Raw genomic sequence first — 17,758 nt, 5'->3', positions numbered from 1 at the left:
CGGCTCGTTCGCGCAGCCGCCTGGCCAGTCTGCGCACCGCCCCGGCGCCGACTCACTGGGAGGACGGCCTCACGAGCGTCCGGCCATTGCTCGCGATCACCTCGGCGTACCACCCGAACGACTTCTTGGGATAGCGGTCCAGCGTGCCGCTGCCGTCGTCGTCGCGATCCACATAGATGAACCCGTACCGCTTGCTCATTTGGGCGGTGCTGGCGCTCACCAGGTCGATGCACCCCCACGTGGTATATCCCCAGACCTCCACTCCGTCCTCGACCGCCTCGGCAACCTGCACCAGGTGATCGTTCAGATAGGCGATGCGATAGTCGTCGAGGACGGTCGGGTGCCCGTCGACCTGGACGAGCCGATCCCTGGCACCCAGTCCGTTCTCGACGATGAACAATGGCTTCTGCCACCGATCCCAGAACTGATTCATGACGGTTCGCAAGCCCACCGGGTCGATCTGCCAGCCCCATTCGCTGGCCTGCAGGGTGGGATTCGGCACGCCGCCCATGATGTTCCCCTGGCCAGCCGCCCTTTTCGCCGGATCAGCCGTCTCGCAGGAGCTCATGTAATAGCTGAACGAGACGAAATCCACGGTGTTGTGCAGCAGTTCCCGATCGCGAGCGGTGATGTCCAGCTCGATTCCCCTGTCGCGGAACATCCTCAGCGCATATCCCGGGTATTCGCCTCGGACATGGACATCTCCGAAGAGCAGATTGGCGTGATCGGCTGCCATCGCGGCGTGGACATCGGCCGGCGCGGGAGTCAATGGGTAGACAGGCATGGCCAGCACCATGCAACCGACCTTGATATGAGGATCCATCTCGTGGGCGATCTTGGTGGCCAGTGCACTGGCCACCAACTCGTGATGAACCGCCTGGTACAGATCACTGGGGGACAATTCCTCCGGCGGGGTCGCGATGGCGCCGCTCATGAAGGGCGCGTGCAGCACCGAGTTGATCTCGTTGAAGGTGAGCCAGTACCTGACCCTGGCGCCGTATCGGTCGAACAGCACACGAACATAACGCTCGTACAGACCGATGAGATCCCGGCTCACCCAGCCGTTGTAGCGCTGGGCAAGCGCCAGCGGGGTCTCGTAGTGGGAGATGGTGACGAGTGGTTCGATACCATATTTCTCCAGCTCATCGAGCACTCGGTCATAGAAGGCCAGGCCCGCCTCATTCGGCTGCGTATCGTCGCCGTTCGGGAAGATCCGGCTCCATGCAATGGAGAACCGGAAGACACGGAATCCCATCTTGGCGAACAGTGCGATGTCCTCGGCATAGCGATGATAGAAGTCGATGGCCTCAAGTTTCAGGTTCTCGGGGGTAGGGCCCGTCGTGATCGGGCCGACGAATCCCTGTGGCATGACATCCTGGATCGACAGTCCTTTGCCGTCCTCGTCGTAGGCACCTTCGATCTGGTTGGCGGCTGTCGCGCCACCGAAGAGGAAGCCCTCCGGGAATTCCACCGGGTTTGCATTCATGATCAGTCTCCTTGGATTGCGATCAGACGGACGCGGTCGCCGGCTCGGCGGCAACCGCCAGGTACAGGTTGTCCCCGTGCGCGATCGGCCCACTGGCTGGTTGGGCCACAGTGAAGCTCTTCGAGTTGGTCACGACGACCGGGGTCACTAGGGCGAAACCCGCCGCGCTGATTGCCTCGGCGTCGAACTCCACGAGGAGCTGCCCGAGCGTCACGTGCTGGCCCTTCTGCACCATGAGCTCGAAGTGCTTGCCATTGAGCTTCACGGTGTCGATCCCGATATGGATGAGCACTTCGGTACCGCTGGCGCTGCGCAGGCCCACCGCATGGCCGGTCGGGAAGGCGGCGATGACCTCGCCATCGAAAGGCGCATAGACCGCGCCACCGCGGGGCTGCACGGCAAGACCCTGACCGAGCTGCCCGCTGGCGAATGCGGCGTCTGGAACCTCGGACAGGGCGATGACCGTGCCGTCCACGGGGCTGTACACCTGAGTATCGATGTCGGGGGAGGTGGGCTGTGTCCCCGCACTCGGCGCAGCGGCGCCGACCAGCGACTCGTCGAAACCGAAGACGACGGTCAGGACGAACGCGACGACCACCGCCACCAGGACTCCGAGCCCGAGCATGAACATATTCCCCTGCCCGAACAGTGCGGGGGACGACAGCAGCGAGGGCACGACGAAGCTGTTCGACCTGATGCCGCCGGCGCTGATGATGGCCCCGCCCAGCACGCCACCCACGATGCCGAAGGCGAATGGCCTCTTGAGCGGCAGGTTGATGCCGTAGATCGCCGGTTCGGTGATCCCGGCGAGGAAGCCGGAGAGGGTGGCCGGTGCCGCGAGTGATTTGAGCGTCTGCTTCCTGGCCCGGACCCAGACGCCAGCGACAGCACCGGCCTGGGCGAGCACCGCGGCAAACAGTGGCGCGGCCAGCGTGATGGACCCGGTGGTCTGGTACTCCACGGTCATGATCGGGACGAAGCCCCAGTGCAGGCCGAAGATGACGAGCACCTGCCACAGACCCCCGAGGAGCGCACCGCCCAGCCACGGAGCCACCTTGAAGACCCACGTAATCCCCGAGGCGAGGCCATTGCTCAGGACGCTCGACAGCGGCCCGATGACCAGGAAGACAAGCGGCACGGCGATGAGAATGATGATCATCGGAGTGACGAACCGGCGGATCGCGGCTGGCAGCTTGGCGTACAGATACCGTTCGGCGAAGGACTGCAGCCAGACGATGATGACGATCGGGATGACGCTGGACACGTAGCTCACCATGACCACCGGAATACCGAAGAAGGTGATTCCCGAATGCCCGTTGAGGGCGACGATCGATGGATAGACCAGGGCACCCGCAATGGCAAAGGAGGTGAATTCACTGGCCTTGAAGTGACGTGCCGCCGTGATGGCGAGCGCCATCGGCAGGAAATTGATGAAGGCGTCCGACAGGGCATTGAGGATCGTGTACGTCGATGTGGTGTTCGAGATCCAGCCGAAGGTCACCGTCGCTGCCAGGAAGGCTTTCAGGAGACCCGTCCCGGCCAGCGCCCACAGCAGCGGGGTGAAAATCGCCGAGATCATCTCGATGAATCTGTTGAAGAGGTTCTTGTCCTTCTTCGGCTCTTCCTGGACAGCACCCCCCGAGGAGCCGAGCGCCGAAATCTTCCCGATGGCCGCATAGACCTCGGGGACATCGTTTCCGATGACCACCTGGTATTGCCCGCCCGCTCTTGCTGTCGTAATGACTCCCGGGACAGCTCGCAGGGCCTGGTCGTCGGCTTTGGACTCGTCCTTGAGCACGAACCTCAGACGTGTCATGCAATGCACGAGCGATTGCACGTTTTCTTCGCCGCCGACGCCCTTGAGGACGCCGGCGGCGGTATTCGAGTAGTCCATCGGACCTCTCCTTCCACCGCGCCTTCGCGGATCGACGGGGATGACATGAGCCGTTTTGGGCAACAAAAAAACCTGGGTCGCCTCGCACGCATGCGAAGCGACCCAGGTTTTGCCCGCCGTTGCGGTAACAAGCCTGGTCATCCGTGGGACTGCTGCGTCCCACGGAAAAACTGTAGCACGGCCACCCAGCAGCGCGACGATCCGAAAGTTCTCGCCGGGTGCCGATGAGCTGCCATCATGCCGGGCTGCTCAGCGTCCGGCTGAGCCGCTCCACATGCATGGTGAGATAGAGCACCTCCTCGTCGGTGAGCTCGGAGCCCGTCGCCTCGCCCACATACGCCTTGATGTTCTCGGCGATGCGGAACGCTGTGGGATAGGACCTGCGGGACACCTCATAGAGAGAGCTCTCGGTGCCTGTGAGCATCGAGCGGTCGACGAGGCGGCGCAGCAGGAACTGGACGTGCAGCACGAATCGTGCATAGTCCGGACTGTCTGCGTCGAGCGTCACCCCAAGCTCGGCCTCGACGACGGAGACGACGTGCTGCACCCCCCGCAGGATCTGGGCGGCGTCGGCGTCCGGCTCGTCGCGGGTGGCGTTGAGCAGATGCATGGTGAAGAAGATCTCTTCCCCCTGCGGCAGCTGCCGCCCCAGATCCCCCGACACGCGCTCCACCATCTTGCAGGCCACCGCATACTCGTCGGGGTAGAGCACCCGCAACGCCGGCATGGGGGCACTGGGAACCGAGATCGCCTTGTCGAGGCGTTCCAGCAGGAAGCTCACGTGATCCAAGAGCGCGAAGACGAGATGGCGCCCCAGGGATCGCCCGAGGCTGCGCTCGGCCAGCTCGACAGCCCCGATCACACTCCGCACGAGCTGGTAGGGCACATCTGCGAACAGCTCACGGATGCGATCGCCTTCGGTCCCTTGGTCCAGGACGAAGGTCTTCTCCACCTTGCCGGTGTCGATGGAGCCGTCAGGCTGCAGGTTGAATCCCAGTCCGCGGCCCATGAGCACCCGCTCCGTGCCGTTCTCGTCCACGGTGACAACGACATTGTTGTTGAGCACCTTGTGTGCTCCCGCATGCGCAGCGGGCTCGCCCCGATGGACATGTCGCATGGCTGAAGTGTAGTGGCGCCTCGCGTGGTCCCGGCCCGTCGATCGAGTCGCCGGGCTGGCACCGCGGTCCGGCCAACCCACGCTCGAGACCCCCTACTCGAGGCCCCCTACTCGAGGCCCTCTACTCGGGGCTGCCCGCAGGGAGCCTCCCGCCCGAGGCAGCCCGCAATCGTCCAGCCTGCCTTCCACGCGCCCGCGCGAGGATTGTGCGAGACTGCACCCGGACCTACCCGCGAGACCGACATCCGAACCGATCGGATCCGGAAGGACTGCCATGAGCCAGCCGAATGACACCGCGACCGCCGGCCCCCAGGATCCGGAACAGGCCGTACCCGCCGACGCCGATGTCCGATTGGTGGTCGCAGACCTGGACGGCACCCTGCTGGACGCTGACTCGAGAATCCCACCGGCGCTGTGGCCGCTGCTCGACCGGATGCGCGCGCACGGCATCGTCTTCGTACCGGCCAGCGGCCGCCAGTACGCCACGCTGCGCGCCATGTTCGAGCGCTTCGCCCACACCATGCCGTTCATCGCCGAGAACGGCGGATATGTGGTGCGCGACGGCCATGAGATCGACTCGACGACCCTCGAGCCCGATGTCGTGGCAGCTGTCGTGGCGCGCGTGCGCGAGCTGGTACGCCACGGCGCCGATCTCGGCATCGTGGTCTGCGGCAAGAACTCGGCCTATGTGGAGCGCCACGACGAGGCCTTCATGGCCCAAGCGCGCATCTACTATGTGGCGCTGGCAGAGGTGGATGACGTGGTGACCGCCGACGACGAGATCGTGAAGCTGGCGATCTACGATTTCGGCCATCCCGAGCGGACCACGATGCCCCATCTCGCCGAGTTCGAGGGCAGCCATCGCGTGGTGCTGTCCGGCAAGCACTGGGTCGATGTCATGCCGGCGGGGGTGAACAAGGGTCTGGCGGTGGCCAGTCTGCAACGCGAACTCGGCATCGGGCGCGAGCAGACCGCGGCCTTCGGCGACTACCTCAACGATGTGGAAATGCTCGATGCAGCGGACCTGTCGTTCGCGGTGGCCAATGCCCATCCGCAGGTGAAGTCGCACGCCCGGGCCGTCATCGCAGCCAACACCGACGGCGGGGTCATCGCAATCCTCACGCGCCTTCTCGAGGTCCGCGAGCAGAGGCGGGAGGCTGTTCGGCCAGCACAGCCATGAGCACCGCGGCCAGCGACTGACTGATGAGCGAAGTGGCGGCGCGCTCCCGGTCCGAGCGCAACTCGCTGGCCTCCTGGGGACTGCCGGTACCCCCGCTCTTCTGCTCGCCCGGAAATGCCGTCTCCATCGCAGCGCGCCAAAAGCCAGCAATCTCGTCGCGCGACTCGGGGTGGCGCAAGGCGAAGGTCCAGGTCTCCAGCACGAGCAGAGCGTCCTCCACTGCGCGCGGCGCACCGGCTGCCTGCCTGCCTTGCTCCCCCGAGGGATCCACGGCAATGGCCTGAGCGCTGTGCTCGGCCACTGTTCGGGCGACCTCGAGGAAGAGTGTCTGCTTGGAGTCGAAGTTGGCATAGAGCGCGCCCTTGGTGAAGCCCGCCTCGTTCGCGATGTCCCCCACCGTGGCGCCTTCATAGCCCTTGGCCGCGAAAACCCGTCGTGCTGCGGACACGAGTTCCTCGCGAGTCCGCTCGGCCCGGCTCCGGGCGGTGCCTGCCTGTGCCGCCCGCGACATCGTGGTCGAGGCATCTGCCAGCTCACGCGAGGCCGTCCGCAGAGCATCGGAGATCTGCTCCGAGATGTCGCGGCCCGCCGCGTGCGCTCCCCCGCCGACAGCCTTGGTGAACAGGTTCACGGCCTCGGTGAAGGCACGGGTCGCCGAGCCCAGGTCATCGGTGTCGTCGTGTCGGGACATGACCCCAGGCTACTGCACCACGAGCGACGCGATACCTCTCAAGTACTGATTGGTATGTTCCTACCGGTTGGTATATATTGAGTGGTACATCGACCACAAGGGGCGGATATGACAGACATTCTCGATGTCCACGAGCTGCACAAGAGCTTCCGGCGCGGGCACCGGATCGTGCGGGCAAACGATGGGCTCTCGCTGCTCGTCGGACAGGGCCAGGTGATGGGGGTCCTGGGCCACAACGGCGCCGGGAAGACCACCCTCGCGCATCAGATCGTCGGCCTGCTGCGTCCCGACCGGGGCTCGATCCGGCTCGCGGGCGTGGACGCGATCGCCCACCCCGAGCTGGCGCGCCAGCTCACGAGCGTGCAAGCCCAGGCGAATGTGCCGATCACCGGCCTCACCCCGCTGCGGGCCATCCAACTGGTCGGCCGGATCCGCGGCGGCAAGCCTGCCAGCGTCCGCACCCGCAGTCACGAACTCGTCGAAGCCCTCGATCTGGGACCCTGGGCCGAGGTGCCCGCCGAGAAGATCTCCGGGGGAATCGCACGACTCACCGCCTACGCGATGTGCGCCGTCGTGCCGGGCCAGCTCGTCATCCTCGACGAACCGACCAATGACGTCGATCCAGTGCGCCGCCGACTGCTGTGGGAGCAGATCCGCGAGCTCGCCAAGAAGGGTGCCGGCGTGCTGCTCGTCACCCACAATGTCCGGGAGGCAGAAGGCGTCGTCGACCGCCTGGTCATCCTCGACCACGGACAGGTCATCGCCGAAGGCACCCCCTCCGAGTTGGTGAGCCGGCACGCCGCCGGCTTCAAGCTCGAGGTCGACACCGCACCGCATGCGCAGCTCAGCTGGCCGCAGCGCTACCCGCGGACCCGGCGCGATGCCTCGCGCAGCTTCCTCACCGTACCCGCCGAGGACGCAGCACCGGCCGTCCAGTGGGCGGCCGAGCATCTGGCCCGCGGCTCGATACGCCGCTATGAACTGAGCCCCACCTCCCTGGAGGACGTCTACGTCGACATGGTGAGCAATGAGAACGAACAGGAGAAGGCAGCATGAGCACGACACAGACCCTCACGAAGCCGCCCGAGTACTGGCAGCTGCACGATCCTGGGCTGTTCCTGGAACCGCCCTCCCGGTGGCGCCAGAGCGGGCTTCTCATGCAATGGCAGCTGCGCCGCAATGCCCAGATGGCCCCGATGTACATCACCGTCCAGCTGCTCCTGGCGATAGCCACCGTACTGGGCTATGGGCTGCTCATCGGCGAGCCCGACCGCGTCGCCAGCCTCTACCTCACCACTGGTGGGCCCACCATCTCGCTCGTCATGGTGGGGCTCGTGATGACACCCCAATGGGTGGCCCAGGCGCGCACCGAGGGCAGCCTCGCCTGGATGCGCACCCTGCCGGTCCCCAGGCCGCTGTTCCTCGTGGCTGACCTCGCGGTATGGACGATGATGGCCCTGCCGGGCCTGGTCGTCGGGCTTCTCGTCGGTGCGGCTCGCTTCCATGTCGGCCTCAGCATCTCCTGGCCGCTCATACCCGGCGTCCTGCTCGTCGCTCTCACCTCCTCGGCCATCGGCTACGCCATCGCGAACCTGTTCGCACCGTCCCTGGCGCAGGTGCTCTCCCAGGTTTTCGTCTTCGTCATCATGTTGTTCACCCCGATCAGCTTCCCGGCCTCGCGCATGCCCGACTGGGCTGAGCAGATCCACCACTGGCTCCCCTTCGAGCCGATGGCCCAGGTGGTTCGCTCGGGTCTGGCCTCTGCCGACTTCACCACCCCGGGGCGGGCATGGGCCGTGCTGAGCGGCTGGTGCCTCGTCTCGGTGGCGGCTGCCGCCTGGGCACTGGGCCGACGCCAGTAAGACCCGGCACGCGCGCGACCATCCCGCCGCCCCTTGTCCCAGTAATCCTCGTCCCAGCAACCCTTGTCCCAGCACACGTGGCGAGCGGGGCAGTCGCGTAGGCTGGATGGACGAAGGGCGCAATGAGGGGTCCTGAGCACCACGGCACGATTCGGACGCGGGCCGTCACAGGCCTGGCTGTTCCCGAGGCCGTCTCCTCCCCGAGGCGGTCGCCGGACGACCCGGCCGTGGCGGACGCGGACGGCGTGGCCGCGCAGCGGGCTCCTCCCGACGCCGTCAGCGAGGAGGAATACGAGATGACCGGTCAAGAACTCAACGGAGCCCGCGTCCTGGTGGTCGGGGGCGCACGGGACATCGGACTGGCGATCGTCAAGGCGGTCGCGCAGGCAGGCGGGGCGCCCATCATCGGTGCCCGCAATCCCGAGAAGGGACAGAAGGCCGCGGCGGGTGTGCCGGGGGCGGAGTTCGTGCTCATCGACATCACCGATGAGAACTCCATCGTGGCGGGGCTGTCAGCGGCCGGCCATCTCGACCACGTCGTCGTCACGACCTCTGCCCAGCACAATGTGGCCGTGACGAAACTGGACCACGATCTGGCAGTCGGCGCGTTCGAGGCCAAGGTCATCGGGCCGCTCATCCTGGCCAAGCATCTGGCACCACTGCTGCCACCCACCGGTTCCATCACGCTCTTCGCCGGTGTCGCGGCCTGGGACCCGACACCGGGGTACACCGTGATGGGCATCACGAACGGTGCGGTGAGCACCGCGGCGAGCCAGCTGGCCAAGGAACTGGCGCCGCTGCGCGTCAATGCCATCTCCCCCGGGATCATCGACTCGGGCAGCTACGACGTGATGAGCCCCAAGGCGAAGCGCGAGTTCCTCGACCGCTCCGCCAAGCACAGCCTCGTCGGCCGAGTCGGCACGAACAAGGACATCGCCGACACCGTGCTGTGGCTGCTCACCGCGAACTATGTCACTGGGGAGACGGTCCACGTGGATGGCGGCACACGGTTCGCGTGACCAGCTGATCGGCCGGCCATGGTGACGACCCACCCGGTGTGGTGAACTGGGTGGGTCCGTCGGCAGGAGGAACCGGTGCTCACACAGATCGCTGTCGCCATCGCCTTGTTGCTCGTGATCGCGTGGGCACCGGTCCTCGAATCCAGGCTCCGTGTCGCCTCACCGCTGTTGCTCGTGGTCGTTGGGCTGGGTGTCAGCCTCGTCCCTGCCCTCCACCTGCCGGCGATCCCGCCCGAAATCGTGCTCGAAGGCCTGCTCCCGCCGCTTCTCTATGCCTCCGCCCGCGCAATGGCTCCCATGCACTTCCGCAGAGAGCTGCGCACGATCAGTGGGCTGTCCGTGGTGCTCGTCATTGTCACCTCATTGCTGCTCGGTTGCCTGTTCTGGTGGTTGGCGCCTGACATCGGCTTCGCGTGGGGCGTTGCGCTCGGTGCGATCGTGAGCCCGACGGATGCAGTCGCGACGTCGATCATCAAGAAGTCCTCACTGCCCCGGCGGGCAGTCACCCTGCTCGACGGTGAGAGCATGCTCAACGACGCGACGGCCCTGGTCCTGCTGCGCACGGCGGTCGCAGCCACCGCAGGTGACTTCTCGCTGGTGGGCTCGTTGGGCACCTTCGTATACGCGGTGCTGGTCGCCGTGCTCATCGGCTTGGCCGTCGGCTGGGTGGACATGGCCATCCGCCGACGGATCGCCGAGCCGACGGTGAACACCATCCTGTCGTTCACCGTGCCCTTCCTGGCCAGCATCCCGGCCGAGCTGCTCAATGCCTCCGGGCTCGTGGCTGCCGTCGTTGCCGGGCTGTACGCCAGCTCGCGGGCACCGCGTGTGCTGCCCCCTCGCCACCGCCTCTCAGACATGCAGAACTGGGCGAGCCTGCGGCTGGTTCTCGAAGGCGCCATCTTCCTCACCATGGGCCTGCAGCTCTCCGGTGTCGTGTCCGAGGTGAGCGAGAGCCAGGACAGCGCCTTCGTCGCGGTCGAACTGGCTGTTGTGGCCCTGCTCGTGCTGCTGGGGATCCGTGCCGGCTATGTCGCCCCGCTGCTGTGGGCACTGAGCCGGCGATCCCGGCGCATGTATGCCTTCCAACCCAGGATCGCCGCCTTCCGCGAGAAACTGGAGAGCGACGAGCCACTGCCACAGCGTCCGGCATGGAATCCACGAGATCCCACCGGCCCACGAGTCCGCGCTGGCCGGCAGCTGCGCGAGGAACACCGGGATCGCTATCTGAGCCGCGCACGCGTCCTGCTCGCGGACATCGATTATCTTGCGGCCCAACCCCTCGGCCTGCGCGAGGGCATCGTCGTCGTCTGGGCCGGGATGCGCGGAGCCATCACCGTTGCCGCCGCCCAGAGCCTGCCGGCCGAGACACCGCACAGGGCACTCCTGGTGCTCATCGCCTTCTGCCTGGCGACCATCTCGCTGCTTGTCCAGGGAGCCACGATCGGACCTGTGGTCTCACGCCTCTACGCACACACCCCCGCCGACGATGGCGAGGACGACGCCGAGCAGCGCCGCCGGATCCAGGATCTGCTCGACGAGACAGCCGCAAAGCTGGCGGCCGGAACCAATGACACCAACGACACCGGGGACACCGGAGAACAGCACTGGATCAGAATTCTGCAGGCCCAGCGCGAGGCCCTGCTCGATGCCCGCGACGAGGGCCTGTATGCCGCCGACAATCTCTCGGCGGCGCTACGCATCGTGGACGCCGACCAGATCGCACTCGAACTGCGCGACGAACCCGACCAGTGACTCGCAGTGTGAAACCCACCTGACATCTGCCCACGTTAACCTGACCGCCATGGATGTTGCAGTGGTCGGTGCCACCGGCACCGTCGGACGCCAGATCTGCGTCCAGCTCATCGAACGCCGGATCATCCCGGTGTCCTCACGCTTGCAGCTGGTCGCCAGGGGCTCCGGCTCCTCGGGGCGGGCCGCGCACGGCCTGCGTGCCGATCTCATCGATGCCTATGCCGAACACGCCCCGCTCATCGATGTGGCGCTGGCCCCCGATGAGGTCGTGGCCGACGTCATCGTGATGGCGGCGGGCCAGACCGTGCCGGCGGCTCCGGGGGCCAGCATCGACCGCCGGGCCCTCGCCCAGCAGAACATCGAAGTCTTCCGCTCCTACGCCACCGAACTCGCGCGCAACGGCTCGGGCCGTGAGGTGGTCATCGTCGTCTCCAACCCGGTGGAACTTGCCGTCGCAGTGTTCTCCAGCATCCTCGGACGCCACCGGGTCATCGGTATGGGGGCCTGGCTCGATACGCTCCGTTTTCGCCGCGAGATCGCATCCTCCCTGGGGATCCGCCGCCAGTCGGTCGGGGGATTCGTGGCCGGTCAGCACGGCGATGACATGGTTCCCCTGTGGTCAACGATGCGGATCACCGGTTTGACGACGAGCGAGCGACGCCGGGCTCTGGGTGAACTGCGCGGGCAGCGCTCACTGGCCGGTTTCGACGCGGAGATCGAGGCCGCGAAGAGAATCCTCCTGCAGCTGTCGGTGAACGACATGGGCGCCGCCTTCGCCGCCGTCGAGGAATCGCCCCCGGATCTGCGGCTAGTCGCCCGACCCTGGCTGACCCACCAGAGCGGCGCACGCACCGCCTCGGGCACTGCCGGCGCGGCTGTCGACCTCGTGGACACGGTCTTCGACGGTCGCGAGATCGTCGTTGCCGGCCAGGTGCGCCTGGATGGTGATATCGAGCTGGATGGCGAACCGGTGAGGGCAGTCACCGGGCTGCCGCTCGTGCTCGGACCGGAAGGGTGGACCCGTGTCATGCTCGACCCGCTCGCAGCCGATGAGGACGAGCGTCTTCGTCAGAGCATGACGCGGGTGAATCACACACTGAGTGAATGGGGACTGTGAGATGGATGCTGTGCCGGGCGATTCCACCGACCGCGAAGACGGCGAGGAGAACAGCCGACCCCACCAGTACGTCGCCTATGTCCTCGCTGCTGACCGGCCGGGAAGTGTCACGGCGATGGCCGAAGTGGTGAGCAGCCGGGGGGTGAGCATCGAGTCCTTCGCCACGGGCGACATCCGCGGCGGCACGGCAATGATCACGATGATCTTCTCCACCAGCGAGCGTCTGGAACGCGTCATCCGGCGGACCCTGCAACGACTGGCCATCGTCCTTGAGGTCGCGGTGCTGCGATCAGACGACCCCCAGGTGCAGGCAGCGGGCGTTGTGCACCCCGCCCCCGGCACCCGTTTCCTGCCCCCCGCCGATGTGAGCGTCACATGGTCGGGGGCGACCCAACCGGGCGAACCGCTGCTGGTGGACGGGCAGTTCCTCATGGTGACCCGGGTGATCGACGGCGCCATCGCGTCCGGTGCCAGCCGCGTCAACGTGGCGCTGCTGCCGCCGGCCCCGGAGCGCTGACGACGTTCAGTCGACTGCGATCTGGACCTCGGTGGACTTGATCAGTGCGTAGGCCTTTTCCCCCACTTTCAGCCCGAGGGATTCCACCGCATCCTTGGTGATGGCGGAGGTGACCACGAGGTCCGTGCCCTCCACGGCGATCTTGACGACAGCCATTGCCTCACCCTCGGTGATCGAGGTGATGGTTCCGGGGAACTGGTTTCGAGTCGACAGGCGCATGGTGAAACTCCTTTGGTCAATGTTTCCTGGTCAATGTTTCCTGGTCAATGTCGTGCCGAGATTGCGTTTTGTGGTCAATCTCGTACCGACATCGCCAAGTCTAGGGAGCACCACTGACCTCGGTGAGCACCCGGCGATGCCCAGCAGGATCAACCGGCCGTCCGGGTGGCCTCCAGGATGAGAATCTGATCGGGGAGCAGTTGCGGCGCCCGCACCCCGTGCAGGCGGAGCGCCTGACCGGTCATGACGATGCCCTCATGATCAACTCCGAACCACGCCGGCTCGCCGAGACGCTCCGGGCCGTTGCCGACGAGCCGGGGACGCAGCCGGTAGCTGGCATGATCGTCGAGACCTGGGATGAGCACCTGCCCGGACTGCGCCAGGGCCGTGCTCTCCAGACGGATGAGCCCGTACAGCGCCCGGAGCCGGTCCCGGGCCACCACGCCGTGCAGCAGCAGCGCGCCGCCGAGATCGCGCCGGACCAGGTCCCCGGTGCACAGCAGGGCCCGTTCGTCCTTGTAGAAGGCGATCCACTCGCTGAGCCGGGACATCTCGTCATCGGTGGTCTCCAGCAGATTCCATTCCACCCCGAAGTGTCCCCAGATCGCCATCCCGGCCCGGAAGGACAGCTCGCTGACCCGTCCGGTGATCGAGTTGCGCGGGGATGCCAGATGGGTGCCCATCATCTCCGGCGGGATGATCTGCTCGGTCCAGCGCATGATCTGGGCCCGTTCGTGGGGGTCGATGCAGTCGGAGATCCAGAAGCGCTGGGCGTGCCTGGCCATCTCCAGATCGATGCGCCCGCCGCCGGACGAACAGCTTTCGATCTCCAGCCCCGGGTGCTCCGCACGCAGCGCGTCCATCAGCCGGTAGCAGGCCAGCGTCTGCTCGTGCACCACCGGGCGCCCACCACGCTGACGGTCCCCTGCGTCGATGAGATCACGGTTCTGGTCCCACTTGATGTAGCTGATGTCGTACTCGTCGAGAATGGCGCCGATTGCTGCGTGGACATGATCGAATGCCTCGGGTATCGCAAGACCAAGTACTTGCTGGTGACGCCATTCCACCGGCAGCCGGGCGCCGGTGGCCATGATCCAGTCGGGGTGCGCGCGGGCAAGCTCGGAGTCGATGTTGATCATCTCCGGCTCGAACCACAAGCCGAACTGCATACCCAGCTCACGGACGTGATCCACCAGGGGATGAAGCCCAGCTGGCCAGACTTGTGGATCGACGACCCAGTCACCCAGACCTGCCGTGTCGTTGCGCCTGCCCAGGAACCAGCCGTCATCGAGGACGAAACGTTCGACGCCGATGGCAGCGGCACGCTCGGCCAGGCTGAGCAGGGTCTGCTCGTCGTGGTCGAAGTAGACGGCCTCCCAGACATTCAGTGTCACCGGACGCGGGGTGGCGGGGTGCCCGGGCAGGCTCCGGAGCCAGTCGTGCACGCGATGGGCGGCATCGTCGAGCCCATCGGCGTGCACCGCATAGACCCATGGACTCCGGTATCCCTGCCCCTGGGCGAGACGAACCTCGCCGGGCAACAGGAGCTCGCCACCAGCCATCACCTGGCGGCCCTCGGGACGGCGTTCCACCCAGCAGCGCTGGTTTCCCGAGAAGCCGACATGCAGGCCCCAGACCTGACCCGAGGCCTGGTCGAATCCCGGCTCCCCGCAGAAGCTCATGGTCGGGGAGTCGAAACCGGTGCGCCCGTGGCGGCTCTCCCGCAGCCAGTTTCCCAGGTCGAGGTGACGCCGCTGCGGTACTCGCTCATGGGACCACCGGCCCGAGAAGTCCAGCAGCTCATCGGCCTGCAGCGGCACCGGCAGCACCACTGCCAGCTCATCCACCGTCCAGTCTTCAGCTGCCTCGTTGGTGACCTCGGCGCGCACCCGGATCAGTCCGGTGGCAAGCAATTCCACGATCAGCTCAGCACGCAGGCCACAGTCCGGGTCAACCATTGAGCAGCGCAGTCTCCCGGCTCCGGCGCTCACCGCTGCAGCGTCGACCGCGATCTCGGCGGCGTCCAGCAGGACCTCGTCGACCCCCAGCGCGGGCGCCCATGCCGTACCGTCATCGCGGTGACCGGCGAGTCCGGGCCGCCCGCTCCACCCCGACGAGGACAGCGCCAGGGCCCCCAATCGAACGCCGCCGTCCACCGAACTGCCAACCGTCGGGTCGAGTCCGGCACGCACCATCGCCTCCAGCACGGCCGAAGAGACATTACCGAGATCGGCGCCCCAGTAGACGATGGCAGGATCGCGTCCGGACGACACGTCGATGACGATCGACGTTTTTGACGCGTGCAGATGGGCCAGCTGTGTTTGCGGACCAAGAATCATGCGGCCTCCACGAAGGGTGTTTCGGTGTGCGATGACCGCACGACGCGGTGGACGAATTCGAGCTTGGCCACGACCGTCTCCGGAATACGGAAAGGATAGAGGTCATCATTGCCCATCGCATTGTTCGCGCGGTTCAGGAAGCTGGCGACCCATCGCCAGTCACGCAGGGCAACCGAGAAGTCGACGTCGGCGTAGGAGTCGCGGGGCACGATCATCTCGTCGAAGAAGTGCGTCGATTCCGGCGGCACGAGCCGCAGCCCGCCATTGGCTGCCGTGCTCAGTGTTGCGAGAATGTGCTGGTAGTGGGCGAAGGTCTCGGCCCAGTCCTCGCTCGGGTGCATCGTGGCGTACTCCGAGATGTAGTTCGTTGCCCACTGGGCCGGGGCGCCGTTGGAATAGTGTCTGTCGAGGGCGTCCTGGTAGGAGGCCCGCTCGTCGCCAAAGAGCTCCCGCAGCTCATCGAGCATCGGCCCGCCGGGCTTCTCGACGAGCTGCCAGGAGAAGTAGTGGCCCACCTCGTGGCGGAAATGCCCGAGGACTGTGCGGTAGGGCTCCCCCAATCTGACGCGCTGCGCCTCGCGATGGGCATCGAGGGTTTCGGCAAGGTCGATGGTGATCACGCCATTCGCCTGCCCGATCATCACCTTCTCGCCGGAGGTCGTCGAGTCGAGCAGGTCGAAGGCGAGCCCACCGTCTGTGACCCAATAGGGCACCACGGGCAGACCCAGGTCGGCCAGCCCGATGAGCAGCCGACGCTGGGCCTGATAGCTCACCGCGAGGTGTTCGAGACTTGCCGGGTCGCTGCCATCGGGTCGGCGGCGGGTGATCCGGCAGGAGAAGCACAGATTCTGCGCAGCGTCCGCAGGCACCGCCCAGTTGCACAGCAGGGTGCGATTCGCGCAGGGTGCGAGCGCTGCGCCCTGCGCATTCTCGGCGTCCCCGAGGCGCACAACGGTGAGCGATTGGGGATCGAACATGACGGTCGTCTCGCAGTTCTCACAGGCAAGGCTCTCCAGACGGATGGGCAGGCCACAGTTCGGGCAGGTCAGCATGTGCACGCCCTTGACGCTACGCGAGCCATCCCATCCAGGCCGCCAATCGCAACGCTGTTCACGAGGTTTCCCGGGCAATGCCCAGAAACTGCCCCCGCAAGCCCAACTCAGAGCCCGAGCACTCTGGTGGCGATGGTGAAGTAGACGAGCAGTCCGGTTGCATCGCAGAAGGTCGCGATGAATGGCGTGGAGAAAACAGCGGGATCGACACCGATCGATTTCGCGATGAGCGGCATGACCCCACCGACCGTGGCAGCGAGTCCACGGACGATGACAATGGTGAGGCCGATGACGACCCCGATCCGCAGGTCGTAGGCGAATCAGGCCACGATCAGGCCTGTCAGCCCCAGGGCCAGGCCCAGCAGCAGGCCGGTGCGCAGTTCCTTCCAGGCAACGGCCAGCAGGTCCTTGGGGGAAGCATCCCCCATTGCCAGCGCCCTGGTGACGGTCACTTCAGCCTGGGAGCCGGTGTTGCCTCCCACCCCGGTGAGCAGGGGGATGAACAATGCCAGCTCCACCCGTTTCGCCAGCGTGTCCTCGAAGATCGACAACACGTTGACGGTGAGAATCGCCGAGATCGCCGGCACGAACAGCCACACGATGCGCGAACGGGCCAGATACAGGAAAGGGGTATGCAGATAGGGCCGGCGGATGGGGCTGCTGGCACCCGCGAAGGCGGCGTCCTCGGCTGCTGACTCGTCGAGGACGAGGGCCGCGTCGGTGAGCCCGAGCATGCCGACCAGTCGCCGCTCGCTGTCCACCAGCGGGAGCGCACTCAGCCGATTCCGCAGGAGATCGCGGGCCGCCCCCGTGGCAAGCTGTGTGACCTCGGCGCCCAGTGGCGGGGCGGACAGCTCCGCCACCGGTGTGCCGGGCCCGGCGGCGAACACGGCTCGCGGGTGGAGCAGGCCCACCACCGTCCGCCGGGCATCGATGACGGCCATCGTCTCGAAGTCGGTCGCGTCCCCGGCGCGCTCGTGCAGCTGGGCGATCACCTGCGCGGCCGTGTCCCCAGGATGCACGGCAACAGTCTGCTCATGGACGAAGCGGCCGACCGAATCGGCGGGATATCCGAGCACCACGGCCGTCCGCGTCCGTTCGTGGGGTGACAGATCGGCGATGAGCCGCTTGGCGACCTTTGCCGGCAACTCCTCGACCAGGCGGGCGCGATCGTCCGGGTCGAGTGCCGAGAAGACCTCGGTGACTTCTTCGTCGTGCAGTGCCCGGACCAGGGGTTTCTGCAGGCCCGCATCGAGGCACTCGAAGACGTCCATCGCCGTGTCCTTGGCCAGCAGCTGGAAGGCAACGGCCTGCTCGGTGGCGGGCAACTCGCTGAGCGTGCCGACCAGTGAGCCGGCGGACTGCCCGGACAAACTCACCGACGCATCGGCGAGTGAGCCGTTGCCGATCATTGTGCTCAGCTGGCGTGAATCAATCGCTGTCTGATCTCCGGCCATGGCTTACCCCTGCGAGTCGCTGGGGGATGAACCGGGCCGTTGAGCATCGGGAC

Annotated in this window: 14 protein-coding genes and 1 pseudogene; 7 read left to right on the top strand and 8 right to left on the bottom strand. The window is 66.3% G+C overall.

All coding sequences use genetic code 11. The features are described 5' to 3' along the window. Nucleotides 1-52 precede the first annotated feature (52 nt). The 3 genes from BMX93_RS06390 to BMX93_RS06380 form a co-directional block, all read right to left on the bottom strand. Nucleotides 53-1,486, bottom strand: a complete 1,434-nt coding sequence (locus tag BMX93_RS06390; protein ID WP_091969169.1) for a glycoside hydrolase family 1 protein — start codon at nt 1,484-1,486, stop codon at nt 53-55. Nucleotides 1,487-1,508: 22 nt separating this feature from the next. Further along, nucleotides 1,509-3,380: a beta-glucoside-specific PTS transporter subunit IIABC gene (locus BMX93_RS06385; protein ID WP_091969167.1), complete on the bottom strand. Its 1,872-nt coding sequence runs from the start codon at nt 3,378-3,380 to the stop codon at nt 1,509-1,511. A gap of 235 nt (nt 3,381-3,615) precedes the next feature. Next, nucleotides 3,616-4,497: a PRD domain-containing protein gene (locus BMX93_RS06380; protein ID WP_091969165.1), complete on the bottom strand. Its 882-nt coding sequence runs from the start codon at nt 4,495-4,497 to the stop codon at nt 3,616-3,618. 274 nt (nt 4,498-4,771) lie between these two features. Between BMX93_RS06380 and BMX93_RS06375 the strand changes: the two genes are divergently transcribed. After that, complete coding sequence (locus BMX93_RS06375; RefSeq protein ID WP_091969154.1) at nt 4,772-5,677, top strand: Cof-type HAD-IIB family hydrolase; 906 nt, start codon at nt 4,772-4,774, stop codon at nt 5,675-5,677. Here the strand turns inward: BMX93_RS06375 and BMX93_RS06370 are convergent. Continuing rightward, the gene (locus tag BMX93_RS06370) at nt 5,616-6,368 is read right to left on the bottom strand and encodes a helix-turn-helix domain-containing protein (RefSeq protein ID WP_245725764.1); all 753 of its coding nucleotides are present in this window, start codon (nt 6,366-6,368) and stop codon (nt 5,616-5,618) included. The genes BMX93_RS06375 and BMX93_RS06370 overlap by 62 nt on opposite strands. 108 nt (nt 6,369-6,476) lie before the next feature. Between BMX93_RS06370 and BMX93_RS06365 the strand changes: the two genes are divergently transcribed. The 6 genes from BMX93_RS06365 (at nt 6,477) to BMX93_RS06340 (ending at nt 12,638) form a co-directional block, all read left to right on the top strand. Next, nucleotides 6,477-7,424, top strand: coding sequence for an ABC transporter ATP-binding protein (locus BMX93_RS06365; protein ID WP_091969152.1), 948 nt, complete (start codon nt 6,477-6,479; stop codon nt 7,422-7,424). Continuing rightward, on the top strand, nt 7,421-8,230 hold the full coding sequence (locus BMX93_RS06360; protein ID WP_091969151.1) for an ABC transporter permease: 810 nt from the start codon (nt 7,421-7,423) through the stop codon (nt 8,228-8,230). The genes BMX93_RS06365 and BMX93_RS06360 overlap by 4 nt, the downstream gene beginning before the upstream one ends. A 122-nt stretch (nt 8,231-8,352) precedes the next feature. Next, complete coding sequence (locus BMX93_RS06355) at nt 8,353-9,249, top strand: SDR family oxidoreductase (RefSeq protein WP_245725763.1); 897 nt, start codon at nt 8,353-8,355, stop codon at nt 9,247-9,249. Nucleotides 9,250-9,324: 75 nt separating this feature from the next. After that, complete coding sequence (locus tag BMX93_RS06350) at nt 9,325-11,004, top strand: cation:proton antiporter (protein ID WP_091969149.1); 1,680 nt, start codon at nt 9,325-9,327, stop codon at nt 11,002-11,004. Nucleotides 11,005-11,053: 49 nt separating this feature from the next. Next, entirely contained in the window at nt 11,054-12,121 is a 1,068-nt protein-coding gene (locus BMX93_RS06345) for a lactate/malate family dehydrogenase (RefSeq protein WP_091969147.1), read from the top strand. A 1-nt stretch (nt 12,122) separates the two neighbouring features. Beyond that, nucleotides 12,123-12,638 (top strand): ACT domain-containing protein, encoded by a 516-nt coding sequence (locus BMX93_RS06340; protein ID WP_091969145.1) that lies wholly within the window; start codon nt 12,123-12,125, stop codon nt 12,636-12,638. Nucleotides 12,639-12,644: 6 nt separating this feature from the next. Here the strand turns inward: BMX93_RS06340 and BMX93_RS06335 are convergent, their stop codons facing one another. The 4 genes and pseudogenes from BMX93_RS06335 to mgtE form a co-directional block, all read right to left on the bottom strand. Further along, nucleotides 12,645-12,857, bottom strand: coding sequence for a TOBE domain-containing protein (locus BMX93_RS06335; RefSeq protein WP_091969143.1), 213 nt, complete (start codon nt 12,855-12,857; stop codon nt 12,645-12,647). Nucleotides 12,858-13,006: 149 nt separating this feature from the next. After that, nucleotides 13,007-15,196 (bottom strand): alpha-galactosidase, encoded by a 2,190-nt coding sequence (locus tag BMX93_RS06330; protein ID WP_091969141.1) that lies wholly within the window; start codon nt 15,194-15,196, stop codon nt 13,007-13,009. Further along, nucleotides 15,193-16,248, bottom strand: a complete 1,056-nt coding sequence (locus tag BMX93_RS06325; protein ID WP_091969139.1) for a zinc-binding metallopeptidase family protein — start codon at nt 16,246-16,248, stop codon at nt 15,193-15,195. The genes BMX93_RS06330 and BMX93_RS06325 overlap by 4 nt, the downstream gene beginning before the upstream one ends. Before the next feature lie 107 nt (nt 16,249-16,355). Next, nucleotides 16,356-17,660 (bottom strand): annotated as a pseudogene (mgtE, locus tag BMX93_RS06320) (magnesium transporter). Between the last annotated feature and the right edge of the window lie 98 nt (nt 17,661-17,758).

It is taken from the genome of Propionibacterium cyclohexanicum (assembly GCF_900111365.1).
Taxonomy (GTDB): Bacteria; Actinomycetota; Actinomycetes; order Propionibacteriales; family Propionibacteriaceae; genus Propionibacterium; species Propionibacterium cyclohexanicum.
This window is presented reverse-complemented; position numbering and strand designations above follow the sequence as displayed.